This is a genomic window from Lentzea xerophila, from assembly GCF_051094245.1.
Lineage (GTDB): Bacteria > Actinomycetota > Actinomycetes > Mycobacteriales > Pseudonocardiaceae > Lentzea > Lentzea xerophila.
Window position 1 is genome coordinate 6,010,421 of record NZ_CP194934.1, and the last position, 13,738, is coordinate 6,024,158.

10 protein-coding genes are annotated in these 13,738 nt (G+C 70.1%); 2 read left to right on the forward strand and 8 right to left on the reverse strand.

The features are described 5' to 3' along the window. Window positions 1-34: 34 nt before the first annotated feature. The 8 genes from der to ACRSBM_RS28360 form a co-directional block, all read right to left on the reverse strand. Complete coding sequence (gene der / locus ACRSBM_RS28325; RefSeq protein WP_434447749.1) at window positions 35-1,456, reverse strand: ribosome biogenesis GTPase Der; 1,422 nt, start codon at window positions 1,454-1,456, stop codon at window positions 35-37. Then, the gene (locus ACRSBM_RS28330; RefSeq protein WP_434447751.1) at window positions 1,453-2,085 is read right to left on the reverse strand and encodes a lysophospholipid acyltransferase family protein; all 633 of its coding nucleotides are present in this window, start codon (window positions 2,083-2,085) and stop codon (window positions 1,453-1,455) included. Before ACRSBM_RS28330 ends, der begins: the two co-directional genes overlap by 4 nt. After that, window positions 2,082-2,768, reverse strand: a complete 687-nt coding sequence (gene cmk, locus ACRSBM_RS28335) for a (d)CMP kinase (RefSeq protein ID WP_434453242.1) — start codon at window positions 2,766-2,768, stop codon at window positions 2,082-2,084. Before cmk ends, ACRSBM_RS28330 begins: the two co-directional genes overlap by 4 nt. A gap of 140 nt (window positions 2,769-2,908) precedes the next feature. After that, window positions 2,909-3,436: a hypothetical protein gene (locus ACRSBM_RS28340; RefSeq protein WP_434447753.1), complete on the reverse strand. Its 528-nt coding sequence runs from the start codon at window positions 3,434-3,436 to the stop codon at window positions 2,909-2,911. Window positions 3,437-3,494: 58 nt separating this feature from the next. Beyond that, a complete protein-coding gene (locus tag ACRSBM_RS28345; RefSeq protein ID WP_434447755.1) occupies window positions 3,495-9,575 on the reverse strand; it encodes an RHS repeat-associated core domain-containing protein in 6,081 nt (2,026 codons plus the stop codon). A 270-nt stretch (window positions 9,576-9,845) separates the two neighbouring features. Further along, a complete protein-coding gene (gene aroH / locus ACRSBM_RS28350; RefSeq protein ID WP_434447757.1) occupies window positions 9,846-10,208 on the reverse strand; it encodes a chorismate mutase in 363 nt (120 codons plus the stop codon). A 106-nt stretch (window positions 10,209-10,314) separates the two neighbouring features. Then, window positions 10,315-10,635 (reverse strand): STAS domain-containing protein, encoded by a 321-nt coding sequence (locus ACRSBM_RS28355; RefSeq protein WP_434447759.1) that lies wholly within the window; start codon window positions 10,633-10,635, stop codon window positions 10,315-10,317. 249 nt (window positions 10,636-10,884) lie between these two features. After that, window positions 10,885-12,015, reverse strand: coding sequence for a DUF1015 family protein (locus ACRSBM_RS28360; RefSeq protein ID WP_434447761.1), 1,131 nt, complete (start codon window positions 12,013-12,015; stop codon window positions 10,885-10,887). Between the two features lie 18 nt (window positions 12,016-12,033). Here ACRSBM_RS28360 and ACRSBM_RS28365 point away from each other — a divergent pair, with 18 nt between their 5' ends. Both ACRSBM_RS28365 and ACRSBM_RS28370 read left to right on the forward strand, forming a co-directional pair. Continuing rightward, on the forward strand, window positions 12,034-12,507 hold the full coding sequence (locus ACRSBM_RS28365) for a cation:proton antiporter regulatory subunit (protein WP_434447763.1): 474 nt from the start codon (window positions 12,034-12,036) through the stop codon (window positions 12,505-12,507). A 26-nt stretch (window positions 12,508-12,533) separates the two neighbouring features. After that, the gene (locus ACRSBM_RS28370; protein ID WP_434447764.1) at window positions 12,534-13,685 is read left to right on the forward strand and encodes a cation:proton antiporter; all 1,152 of its coding nucleotides are present in this window, start codon (window positions 12,534-12,536) and stop codon (window positions 13,683-13,685) included. The last annotated feature ends 53 nt before the right edge of the window (window positions 13,686-13,738 follow it).

The window sequence follows — 13,738 nt, forward strand, 5'->3', positions numbered from 1 at the left end:
GCACGCCCTGCCAAAGGGCAACCAGGTGGCGGCCCTACTTCTTGCCGGCTCCGGCCTTCTTCTTCTCGCGCACGCGGACGGAGATGCGGACCGGGCTGCCCTCGAACCCGAACTCCTCGCGGAGCTTGCGCTCGATGAACCGGCGGTAGCTCGCCTCCAGGAAGCCCGTCGTGAACAGCACGAACGTCGGCGGGCGGGTCGAGGCCTGGGTCGCGAACAGCACCTTGGGCTGCTTGCCGCCGCGCACGGGCGGCGGGGTCGCGGCGATCAGTTCGGTCAGCCACTGGTTCAGGCGGCCGGTCGGGACGCGGGTGTCCCACGAGTTCAACGCGGTGCGCAGCGCGGGTGCGAGCTTGTGCACGGCGCGGCCGGTCAGGGCCGAGATGTTGACCTTGTCGGCCCACGGCACGCGCACCAGGCCGCGTTCGAGCTCGCGGACCATCTCGTTGCGGCGGTCCTCGTCGACGAGGTCCCACTTGTTGAACGCCAGCACGCACGCGCGGCCCGACTCGACCACCATCGTCAGGACTCGGAGGTCCTGCTCCGCCAACGGCTCGTGCGCGTCCAGCAGCACGATCGCGACCTCGGCGGTCTCGATCGCGGACTTGGTGCGCAGCGAGGCGTAGTACTCGGCGCCGCTCTCGAACTTCACCCGCTTGCGCAGGCCGGCGGTGTCGACGAACCGCCAGATCTCGCCGTCGAGCTCCACCAGCGAGTCGACCGGGTCGACGGTGGTGCCGGCGACCGCGTCGACGACCGAGCGGTTCTCGCCGGTCAGGCGGTTCAGCAGTGACGACTTGCCGACGTTCGGCTTGCCGACCAGGGCGACGCGCCGGGGGCCGCCGTTGCGTGCGCCGAAGTCGTCGCGCGGGGTCTCGGGCAGCCTGTCGAGGATCACGTCGAGCAGGTCACCGGAGCCGCGGCCGTGCAGACCGGACACCGGGAACGGCTCGCCGAGGCCCAGCGACCACAGCGACGCGATGTCGGCCATCAGCCGGTCGTCGTCCACCTTGGACGCGCACAGGATCACGGGCTTCTTCGACCGGCGGAGCACCTTCGCGACGGCTTCCTCGGTCGACGTGGCGCCGACCGACCCGTCCACGACCAGCAGGATCACGTCCGCGGTCGCCATCGCGAGCTCTGCCTGCGCGGCCACGGAGGCCTGCAGCCCGACCGCGTCCGGCTCCCAGCCGCCCGTGTCGACCACGGTGAACTTGCGGCCGTTCCACAGCGCGTCGTAGGCCACCCGGTCACGCGTCACGCCCGGCACGTCCTGCACCACGGCCTCGCGGCGGCCGATGATGCGGTTGACCAGGGTGGACTTGCCGACGTTCGGCCGTCCGACCACCGCGAGCACCGGCTGTGGTGGCGTGGAGTCCTCGCCGGAGGAGCCGTCGAGGTCGTCGAAGGCTGACCAGTCGGCCTCGTCCTCCCAGGTGCCGTCCAGGTCCGTCATCGTCTTCCCTCATTCATGCGTTGTCCATCGAGTTCGGCGACCAGTGTCGCCAGGCGGTCGCGCACCTGCTCGGTGGCAACGCCGAGGGCCGCCCGTCCCTTCCCCTCGGGGAGGTGGAACGGCTCACCGATCAGCACGTCGACCTCGGGCCGCCAGCCCTTGGCCTGGTACGTCCCGCGGCAGGCGATCGGCAGCACCACCGCGGCGGAGGTCTTGGCCAGCCAGGCGGCACCGTTCTGCGCGCTCGCCACGTCACCCTCGCCGCGCGTGCCCTCGGGGAAGACCCCGATCACGCCACCGGCTTTGAGGACGGACAGCGCGCTGACCAGTGCCGTGCGATCGGCTTCGCCCCGTTTGACGGGTATCTGCCCGATCTTGCGCAGGAGGTGGCCGGCGATGCCCCTGAACATCTCCTGCTTGATCAGGAACGTCACGCGCCGGGGCAGCACCCCGAACAAGATCGGCCCGTCAGACATCGAGCTGTGGTTGGCGACGACGACCACGCCGCCGCTCAAGGGTACGCGGTCGAGGCCACGCACCCGAATCCGGAACTGCCAGGCGTAGGGAACGCGCCCGATCCAGCGTCCGAGGTCGAACAACCAGGGCACTGTTCCCTCGGGAACGCTCACCCGGTCACCCGCAGGCCACGCTGCTCCACGAGGCGCAGCAAGGCGGCGATGGTGCCGGCGAGGTCGAGGTCGGTGTTGTCGAGCTCGACCGCGTCCTCGGCGGCCTTCAACGGCGACACCGCGCGCGTCGAGTCGTAGTTGTCGCGCCGTTGCACGTCGGCCAGCACCGCATCCACAGTGGACTGACGACCGGCGGCGTTGTCCTGCTTGGTCCGGCGCGCGGCCCGGGCGTCCGCGCTCGCCGTCAGGTAGACCTTCAGCGGGGCTTCCGGCGACACGACGGTGCCGATGTCGCGCCCCTCGACGACGATTCCGCCGACGTGGTCGACGGCGTCGGCGATGATCGCGCGCTGCTGGGCCACGAGCACCTCCCGCACGTGCCCGGCCGCGGACACGGGCGAGACCGCCAGCGTCACCTCGGGGCCGCGGATCTCGGCCGACACGTCGTCACCGTCGAGCGTGATGCCCGGCCTGCCGGGGTCCGTGCCGACCACGAGCACGGCGTTGTCGGCGACCTCGGCGACCTTGACCTCGTCCGTCGGGTCGACCCCGGCGCGCAGCACCGCCACCGTGATCGCCCGGTACATCGAGCCGGTGTCGAGGTAGCGCGCGTCCAGCGCCATCGCGAGGCGCCTCGCCACGGTGGACTTGCCGGTGCCGGACGGTCCGTCGAGAGCCACCACACCGCGCAACTGACCCTGGCCCACAGCAGCTCCCTCCGAGACACCCACGGCCCACATTGTGCCTGGTGCGGACGCTCACACCGCAGGCGGGACGACCTCGGCGGCAACGGCGTGCCGCCGAACGGCCTCGCGGCGGCACTTCAGCCGGCGGGGTGCAGCACCAAAGCGGCGTCCATCAACCTGAGCCGACCGGCACGGGCCTCGGCGAGCGCATGCGGCCCGACCCGGTACGTGGGCGTCCGGACGTGCTCGCCGGTGGGCCGGTGGTACCGGACCAGGTCGTTGGAGGTCAGCCGGGACAAGATCCGCCACACGGACCGGACGAACTCCTCCAGCTCGGGCTCGACGACGACTCCCAGCGTCCCGGCGGACAGTGTGCCGTCCACCACCCTGCCGCGACGCCACTGCAGGGCCTTGCCCGTCTCGACGCCCCACACCGCACCGTTGCTGCGAACCTCGACCGGAAGCACGGGATGCAACGACGTGGGCCACACGTACGCGATGGACCGGGCCTCGAGAACGGAGCCGAGCACCGGCGGCGTGTCCGCGTCCGCCCACGGGCCGGAGTCGAGGATGCGGACGTCCGGGTGCGCGGCCGTGATCGCGGCCTGCAGGGCCACCTCGTCCTCCGGCAGCAGCAGCACCGGGGACAGCTTCTTCCTAGCCACCGTCACCTCCGCGGAATGGCGGAGGGGGCGCCGAGAACGACGCCCCCGAAAGCCACGATCACCTTATCTTCGGGACCATCATGACGGGCCCCTTGCCCCACAGGTGGATGTCGATCGCGTTGCCCATCTCCCGCGGATTCGCCGTCACGCCGTCGGCGAGCGTGTCGACGGTCTGGACGAAGAACGGTGAGCCGTCCTCCAGCTCGAACTCCAGGTCCGCGAAGCGCACCTCACCGTTCGGGCCGGGGATGCTCTTCTCGGGTTCGCTGCCGCCACCCACGTGCTTCCAGCCGGGGTTCACCTCCAGCATCTCGTCACGGATGTCGTTGAGCTGCTGCTGCGTGGCCGGGCTGCCCTTGCGGCCGTGCGGGTTGCGGACGACCCGCGGGTCCTTGCCGCTCGCGCACTCGCACTTCGACGAGTGCTTGGCGACAGCACCACCGCAGTTGTGCACCAGCAACGGAGTGGCGCCCGCCAGCGCGTAGTAGGTGTTGGTGCCGTTGATGGTCAGGTCGAACGTGCGCTGTGAGGCCGTGTAGGCACGCACCGCCGTGATCTGGACGAACGTGCCGGCAGCCGTCCTGAGCAGGTCGCCGGAGCGCAGCTCGCCCGCGTCCACCCAGCGCCCGGCCGTCACCGACCAGAACGGGTGGTTGTCCGTCGCCGTGATCGTCGCCGACGAGCCGTCCTCGGTCCGCACCGTCACGTCCACATAGGACTTGTCGTGGTCGGTGCGGATGGTGAAGAACACCTGCTGCGAAACGGACTGGCCCGACTGGGGCTCGGTGGCGACGACGGTGTCGCCGGGCTGGACCTCCTCGATCGGCTTGGTCGTGCCGTCGGCGAGCAGCACCCTGGTTCCCGCCGGGAAGCTGTGCTTGGCACCGACCGGACACGCCTCGGGTTTCTTCTTCGTCGCCGCTTTCGCTTTGGCCGCGGCGGCTTTGGCGCGTTCGGCGGCTTGGGCCGCGGCCTTGCGCGCGGCCTCCTCCGCCGCCGCACGAGCCCGGGCGGCCTTCTCCGCGGCTGCCTTCGCGGCCGCTGCGGCTGCCGCACGAGCGGCCTCGGCCGCCTTCTCCGCGCCCTGGATGATGGCGCGCGCCCACTTCAGCTCCTGGAAGAAGGTGACGACGGCCTTGCCCGCCTTGAAGATCGCCGCGATGATCTTCGGGGCCTTGAAGATCTTGCCCCACGGCAGTGCGCCGACGACCATCGACACGCACGCGCCCAGATCGCCCTTGAGGCAGTTCATGATGTCGTTGATCCCCAGGAACTCCATGAGGATCTGGCCGCCCGCCTCGAGGATCACGTCGAGGACGCTCTTGCTCTGCAGCTGTTGCGCCTTCGCGACGTCCTCGGGGCTCGGACCGGTCGGCTCGGTGGCGCCGTTCTCCAGCGTCGAACCACCGCCTCCGCCCGCGTCGACCACCGCGCCGGTCGGGTCGGTGAACGCCAGCGGGTTGTTCTCGGCGTAGGCGTACGCCGAGATCGCGGCGCCCGGCTGCGGCATCGGGTCGGTCGAGGTGAACCGGCCGGTGTCGGGGTTGTAGTTGCGGGCCCGCAGGTAGTAGTTGCCCTCACCGGAGCTGGAGTCCTGGTACTGGCCGGTGTACTGCAGCGGGTTCGCGGGACCTGCCTGCCCCGGCGTCAGGGTCGGGCCCTGGCGCGGGTTGCCGAACGGGTCGTAGTCGTAGCCGGTGAGCGGTTTGCCGTCCGGCGACAGCATGTTCGCGGTGCCGCCGAGCCAGTCGTGGGTGTACGGGTGCACGCCCGCCGCCGGGTCGAGCAGCGCCAGTGGCTCGTCGTCCGGACCGTAGGTGAACGCCCGCTTCTCGAGCTGGGCCCCGGCCGCGTTCGTGGTCGTGTCCACCGCGATCTGCGGGAGGGTGCCGTTGGTGTCCCACGACCAGCGCTTGGTCGTGTCGCCGCTGCTGCCGGCCAGCCGCAGACCCGTCGCGTCGTAGGAGAACGACGTCGTGACACCGGAAGCGCTCGTCGCCGTGGCGAGCGAGTTGTCCAGGTGGTAGGTGGCCTTCTCCCGTCCGGCCTTGGTCTGGTTGCCGTTGATGTCGTAGTCGTAGTCGGTGACCGTGGTGGATCCGCGGTCCGGCTGCACGATCTTCTTGGTGAGCTGGTTGGCGGAGTCGTAGTGGTAGTGCGTGACGTCGTCGCCCGCGGTGCCGGTCCGCTTCTGCTGGGTGCGGTTGCCGACCAGGTCGTACTCGTAGTCGATCCGGCCCGCCGCGGCGGTGTGCCTGCCGCAGTCGGCCGCCGCGTAACAGGCGGACTTCACGCGGTCCACGTCGTCGTAGGCGTAGGCGACCGACTCGGACACGCCACCGCGCGTGGTGACGACCTTGACGGGGTTGCCGACCGGGTCCAGGTCGATCTGGTACTTCGACACCGGGTCCTGCACGTCGGGCCGCGGCGGGCTGCCGGGCACGCGTTCGGTGCCGATGCCGGTGAGCCGGCCCGCGTCGTCGTAGGTGCGGTTCTCCACCAGTCCGGTGGCGGCGGGCAGTGTCGTGCTGGTGCGCCTTCCCGCGGCGTCGTAGCCGAACCGCCAGGTCGCGCCCGCCGTGGTCTGCTCGGTGATCCGGCTGTCCGCGTCGTAGCCGGTGGTGACGCGAGTGCCGTCCGGGTACTCGCGGGAGGTGATGTTGCCGCGGACGTCGTAGTCGTAGGTGAACGTCTCGGTGCGGTCACCGGCTTCGCGCCGGACGACGCGTTTGACCTGGTCTTCGTCGTCGTAGGTGACATCGCGTACGCCGAGCGGATCGCCGTAGGACGTGATGCGGTCCTTGGCGTCGTAACCCCACGTGTAGACGGGGCCGCCGGTGCCCAGCGCCCGGCGCTCACGCCGGTTCACGATGTCGTAGGTGTTGACGATCGTGCGCTTGGCGCGTTCCTCGGGCGAGATGTGCTCGTGCTGCCACCGGGTCATCATCGTGAGGAGGTTGGCTTCGGCGTCGTAGCTCGCCTCTACCCTGCGCCCCAGCGGGTCCACAGTGCTGGTCGGCCGGCCTGCCCGGTCGTACTCGAGCTTCGTCGTGCGGAAGTGCGGGTCCCGCACGGACTTCAGCAGGCCGTCCTCGTAGTAGTCGTAGACGGTGGCGTTGATGTCCGGCGCGTGCGGGAAGTACCGCGCGTCCGCCTGGTGAATGCTGTGGACCTGGTTGTCCTCGCGGTAGCGGTAACGGGTGGTGTGGCCGTTCGCGTCGGTGACCGAGGTCGGCCGGTTGTTCGCGTCGAAGGTCGTGGTGGTGGCCTGGTCGAGTGCGTTGATCACCTTGACGCGGTTGCCGGCCAGGTCGTGCTCGACGTGGGAGGTGAACCTCTCCTTGTCGGCACCCGGCAGGTTGCCGCGTGGTTCGGTGCTGGCCACAAGCAGGCCGTCGTCGCTGTACTCCCACGTGGTCTTGCCACCGGCCGCGTCGGTGCGGCTGGTCTTGTTCCCCGCTTCGTCGTAGGTGTACTTGACCGAGTTGCCGCCCGCGTCGGACTGCGAGGTCTGCCGGCCGTTGCGGTCGTAGGCCATCGTCGTGCCGCGGCCCAGCGTGTCCGTGGTCGACGTGACCTGACCGGTGTTGGAGCGCTGGAACGACGCCGTCTTGCCGAACTCGTCCACTGTGGACGTCGTGCGGTCGAGGTCGTCGACCTTGATGTCCTTGTGCACGACCTGACCGCCGGGATACGGCCGGGACAGGCGAACCAGGTTGTCGTTGGCGTCGTAGCGGTACGTGGTGGTGAAGTCCGCCGGGTTGGCGCCGGGGGCGTTGCCGCGCGGCGACGTGGTCGACTGCATCAACCCCTTGGCGTTGTACTGGTACGACGTGACGAGGTCGGGCTCCTTGCCGCCCATCTCCGTCCGCACGGCGGCGCGCCGGCCCGCGTTGGTGTAGACGACCCTCGTCGTCTTGCGGGGATCGGTCACCGCCTCAAGGCGCCCGTTGTCGAGGTAGCGGTTCCTGATTTCGAGCCCCACGGGGTTGATCGTCGCCCGGACGCGGCCGACCTCGTCGTAGAACGTGCGCGACGAGTGCTCCTTGCCCGGTTCCCGGACCTCGACGGTCCGGTCCTGCTCGTCGTAGCCGAACCTCGTGGTGAACTGCCAGCGGTTCGCGCCCGCGACCGTGCCCCGCGGGTCGGTCTCGGTGACGCGGCGGCCGGACCTGTCGTAGCCGAGCTCGGAACGCCGGCCCTCCGGTGAGACGACGGCCGCGACCAGGCCCGCGTTCGGCTGCCCGTCCGCGATGTACTCGTACCGCGTCACCTTGCCGCGCTGGTCGGTCTGGCTGATGCGCAGGCCGCGCTCGTCGTAGGCGTAGGTGATCGAGTGGTTCTCCGCGTCCGTGCTGCGGATCAGCTCGTCGAACTCGTTGTACGTGTTCTTCCAGACATTGCCGTTGGCGTCGGTGAACTCGATCGGGTTGTTGCGCGCGTCGTACTTGGTTTTCTCGTCGAACCTCATCGCGGCCGGCGCGCGCCGGGTCACCGGGTTGCCGTTGAGGTCGAACAACGTCTCGTGCTGGTTGTGGTTGCCGTTGACGATCAACGCGCGGTTGAGCGACTTGGTGTAGCGGTGGTTGTCGGTATCACCGGCACCGCGGCGGGTGTAGAGCAGCACGTTCCCGCGGTAGCCGTCGCGGACGACCACACCGTCCGCGTCCGTCGTGGTGGCTTCCTGGGTCTCACCGTTCCACGCGAACGTGGTGGCGTTGCCCAGCGCGTCGGACTGCTTGGTGACGCGGCCGTCACCGCCGTACTCGTTGCGGATCAGGATGATCCGCTTGTGGTCCTGCGGGCTCTGCACCTCGGTGAGCCGGTTGTCGGTGCCGTAGCGGTACTTCCACTTGAAGCCGCGCGCGTCCTTGTAGACGCTCAGGCGGCCGGCGTCGTCGTACTCGTAGAACGTCTTGCGGTGGTCGGGAAGCGCGATCCAGCGGATGCGCTCGTTCTCCACCCGCACCTTGACCACGCGACCGGACGGGTCGGTGATCTCGACGCCCTCACCGGTGTACGCGAGCCTCGTGGCGACGCCGCGCGGTGTGCGGACCGCGACCAGCTTGCCCTGACCGTCGAACTCGTAGGTGATCTGGTTGAGCGTCACGAGCTCCCAGCCGGACGCGGTCTTGCGCAACGACGAGCGCACACCGGGCGGCCGTTGGAAACCTCCACCCTCGGCGGTGCGGAAGAGCACCTGCGCGCCGTCGTCGGCGAGCACCATCGCGCCCTCGTCCGTCGGCGTGACGCGCATGCCGTACGACCAGGCCCACCCGGTCCCGAACAGGCCCGGGACCGTCAGGCTCGACGAGTACACCCGGCTCGACGCGAACGGGATGCCGAACGACGCCAGCGACAGGTCGGTCTCGATCCGGGTGTACGCGCCGGTCGCCGTGCTGACGCCGTCACCGCGGAACGCCGGCCGGGCTCCGGTGCTGCTCAGCGCGGTGCCGCAGCCGCAGCCGGACACCTGCTCGACCGGCAGCGGGTCCGGCAGCTCGGTCGTGCGCGGCCGGCTGTTCGGGCTCGGCGCCGACACCAGCTCCTCACCGGAGTCCAGCACGGCCGCGATCGTGACGAAGTAGTCCTTCTCGCTGTCGAGCGCCCAGCCTTCAGCCGCGCCGAACGACCGGCAGAACTGCCGCACCGCTCCACATTGGACGTTCAGGTCGGAGCGCGGCAGCGTGGTCGACGCCTGCTCGGTTCCGCTCTGCGCCTCGAAGACCCGGACGCGCCAGGACTGCCACGGCCGCGGGTCGTCCTTCACGTCGAAGTACGCCACCAGCGAGGTGTCGCCGAGCGCGAAACCCGACCGCAGCTCGACGTTGGCGAACACCTCGTCGGCTTCGGCCCTGACCTGGGCCAGCCTCGCTCCGTCCACTGTGACCGGTGCGCCGGCGGCCTTGACGCCGTACGGCACCACCGGTGGCCACTTGTCCGGCGGTACGGCCTCGTCGGGCCGCGCGGACGCGGGCTCCGGCCGGTCCACCGGTCCGGCACCCGCGCTGACGCCAGGCGCGGCCCCGGCCGCCGGCCCGTACGTCACGGCCTGGAGCAGGCTCGCGCCCATCACCAGGACACAGCTCAGTGCTAGCAGGCGCGCCCGGCGCGCCCGGCGCGCCACCCGAATCCCCACAGCTCCCCCTGCCCCCAAGGTTCCGCCGGTTCGCGCCAACGCCGGTCACGACTTCCCCGAGGTGACCCAGAACAATGCGCGCTACGAAGCAGGCGGGTGGTTTCGCCTCTCTTCCTATCGGCAACGGACCGGCGGGAAAACACCCGTTCGGGGGACTTCGGACATTCCTCTCCGCGTGGGAAAAGCCCCGATTCCGTGAGAAAGCGGTATCGACCGGCGAAATTTCCAAAAGGCTTGCGCGGACCCGGTCGATCAGGTGTAAAGCACGCTTCAGTGGTTCAGATCGGTCCTGAGCGCCGCCGCGCCGCGGAGGTAGACGTGCTTGACCGACGAGCGCGGCACGTCCATCTCCACATGCGCCAGCAGGCGGATCACCCGCGGCATGGAGCCCGGCACGGCGATCTCGGTCGCGGAGAGCAGTGGCACGTCCGACAGCCCCGCCTGGCGGGCGGCATACGCGGGGAACTCGGACACTAGATCGGGTGTCGCGGTGAGGATCACGCTGATCAGGTCGTCCGCCGTCAACGCGTTGCGCGCGAGGACTTCCCGCACCAGCTCGGCCGTGGCCTCCAGCACCAGCTCGCGCGAGTCCGCGTCGATCTGCGTGGCACCTCTGATCGCTCGTACCGCCATGCGATCGAGGCTAGTGGTGTCACTCGGAACGGTGCCGGGCGAATTCGCGGTCGGACGGGTGCGTCACCACGCCACCAGCAGCGTCCTCAGTGGACATCACCGCACGTCATCCGCCGACGACGATGTTCGGGAACCGCACGGTGAGGCCGAGCAGGTTCACGACGTAGGCACCCCAGCCACCGCCGAGCAGCACGAGCCGCCGGCTGCCCAGCACCCTCGCCGTCTCGAGCAGCACGTGCAGGCCGCTCGACCCGATGAACGTCAGCTCGGTGAAGTCGACCACGACGTCACCGTCGCCCTCCCCGAACTCGCAGGCGAGGAGGAGCTCCGAGCGGAGCAGCGCACTGGTGTTCAGGTCGACCTCGCCGCTGAGCGCCACCACCGCTCCGTGGCGCCGCACCCGCAGCTGGCCTGTTTTCTGTTCCATCGTGCGCCTCACCGATCAGGAGACAGCAGGTCGCGCATCGCCGCGAGCACGTGCGGTGCGCTGGTTTCGCTCAGTGAGCATCGGCAGCGGGAGTGTCCGGCTCGATCACCGAAACGGCTACGACCGGACACCCCGGACGTCCGCGCCACCGCCGCGAACCTGGTCCCCTCACCATGAGACGTCAGCGGGGGCCGCGTACGCCAGGGCCGGAGGGCTCTGCGAGAGCCTCCGAGGCGGTGGCCGGACGCCCTACGGCGACAGGTCCGCGAGCAGCAGCCCGCTGCGCGGCTTCGGTGTGAAGTAGGTGCTCTTGCGCGGCATCTTCTTGCCCTCCAGTACTTCCCGCAGCGGCACGGGCGCGATGAGCAGCACCGCCTCGGCCTCGACGGACGGGTCGACGACGGCCCGCACGCCCGAACTCTCCGGATCGAGCCCGAGCGCCTCGCCCAGCAGCAACGACTCCACGACGGCGTGGTCGATGCCTTGCCCCGCAGGCAGTTCGACCCGCAGCACCTCGTCGGGGCAGCGCACCACGACCACTCCCGGCGACGGATCGACGACGTAGGGCAGCGACGACACCGTCAGCCCGACGCGCTCCCACGCCGTCACCAGATCGGCCGCGCCCAGCCCGGTGCCGGCGATCGCGCGGTGGATCGGCCCGACCCGCAGCCCCGGCCCGGACGTGATGAGCGCCAGCAACCCGGACAGGCCCGCCTCCCGCGCCGCCGCCACCCTGTGGTTGCCGTCGGCCACGAGCAACGGATGCGCACCGGCCGCCGCGAGGAACGCCTCCTGCCGCGCACCCGGCCCGACGAGCCACACCCAGTGCCGCCGCCCGCCCGAGTCCACCAGGGACACGGCCGGCTCCTCGGTCATGCCGAGCACCAGCTCCGTCAGCCCGTCGTGCCCAGAGGAGTTCGCCCCAGAGGAGTTCAGCCCGGTGTTCGGGACGAGCATCGCCGCGCTCGTGGCGATGCCCAGCGAGGCCAGCACCCGGCCGCGTTCGGCGACCACGTCGGGGTAGACGTCCTCGGTGTGCGCGATCGCGTCCGGGTCGACCAGGCACAGCAGACCGCACGCCGTCCCGTCCGGTCCGTCCACCCGGTACGGCGCGACGACGTCGGTGACCTCGCGGTAAGCGCGCCGGATGAGCACCGCGAGCTCAGCGCGGGCGTGCGGCAGCGCGTCGAGCAGCCCGGTGCCCGCGGCCAGCGCCGCAGGCGTGCGGTGGGGGTGCTGGACGGCCAGCAACGTGCCGTGCGGGGCTCTCGCCAGCGCCCCGATCACCTGGCCGGGTTCGGCGAACTCGTCGACGTCCGGGCCGGGCACGCGGTCGCGCACCACCCACCCTCGTCGCACCGGACGTACTCGCGGAGACATGCACGTATCATGATCTGTGTGAACGTAGAGATCACGCCCCTGCCGGGCATCGGAACGCGTCAGGACTTCATGATCCGCGCCGGACGCCGGGTCGGTGTGATCACCTACCGCGACGGCAAGTTCGAGCTCATCGTCTCGAAAGCGAGCGATCCCGACTCCTGCTCCGCCTCGATACCCCTCTCACCGGAAGAGGCGAGCACGCTCGCGGGCCTGCTCGGCGCGCCGCAGCTCGTCGCCCACCTGCGCGAGGAGCACCGCGACATCGCGGGCATCACGACCCGTCAGCTGCCGGTCACCGCGTTCGCGAACCACTCGCTCGGTGAGACCGCTCTGCGCACCAGGACCGCTGTGTCCATCGTGGCCGTCGTGCGCGCGGGCAACGCCCATCCGTCGCCCGGCCCGGAATTCCTCTTCGAAAACGGTGACCTCGCGGTCGTCGTCGGCACCGCGGAGGGCCTCGATGCCGCCGCTGAGATCCTCCACGGCGGTTAAGCACAGTGCACGAGACAACAATTGCCATGATCCAGCTCGGCGCGGTGTTCTTCGGCCTCGGTCTGCTGGGTCGTGTGGCTCGGCGTGCCGGAATCTCCCCGATCCCGCTCTACCTGATCGGCGGCCTCGCGTTCGGGCACGGCGGGCTCGTCCCGTTACACGGCATCGAGGAGTTCACGCACCTCGCCAGCGAGATCGGCGTCGTGCTGCTGCTCCTGCTGCTGGGTCTCGAGTACTCGGCGTCCGAGCTCACCACGGGCCTGAAGCGCTCGTGGATGGCCGGCGTGCTCGACCTGGTGCTGAACTCCGCGCCGGGCGCGATCGCGGCGCTGCTGCTGGGCTGGGGCCCGGTCGGCGCGCTGGCGATGGCCGGCGTCACGTACATCTCGTCGTCGGGCATCGTCGCGAAGGTGCTGGGCGACCTGGGCCGGTTGGGTAACCGCGAGACGCCGGTCGTGCTGTCCGTGCTGGTCTTCGAGGACCTCGCGATGGCGGTGTACCTGCCGGTGCTCACCGCGGTGCTGGCGGGCGTGAGCTTCGTCGGCGGACTCACCTCGGTCGGCATCTCGCTGCTCGCGATCACCGTGGTCCTGGTGGTGGCGTTGAAGTACGGCCGGTTCATCTCGGCCATTGTGGACAGTCCGGACCACGAGGTGTTCCTGCTCAAGCTGCTCGGCTCTGCCCTGCTCGTCGCGGGCGTCGCCTCGCAGCTGCAGGTCTCCGCCGCGGTCGGCGCGTTCCTGCTCGGCATCGCGATCTCCGGGTCGACCGCCGAGAACGCGACCCGCCTGCTGGAGCCGTTGAGGGACCTGTTCGCCGCGATGTTCTTCGTCGTGTTCGGGCTGAACACCGACCCGCGCTCGATCCCACCCGTTCTCGCGATCGCGGTGGCGCTGGCCGCCGTCACGACGGTGACGAAGGTGGTCACGGGCTGGTGGGCGGCCCGCCGGCAGGGCATCGGCAAGATGGGCCGGATGCGGGCCGGCGCGGCGCTCGTGGCGCGCGGCGAGTTCTCCATCGTCATCGCCGGACTGGCTGTGGCGTCCGGTCAGGTGAACGGCGAACTGGCGGCGCTGGCGACCGCGTACGTGCTGCTCATGGCGATCCTGGGCCCCATCGCGGCCAAGTACGTTGAGCCAATCGGTGAATTCTTTCAGCGCAGAAGGCAAATGGCCTGAAACAAGTGCCCCGATGTGACGACTCTCTAGTGAGGGCTAGTACGGAGAGTAGG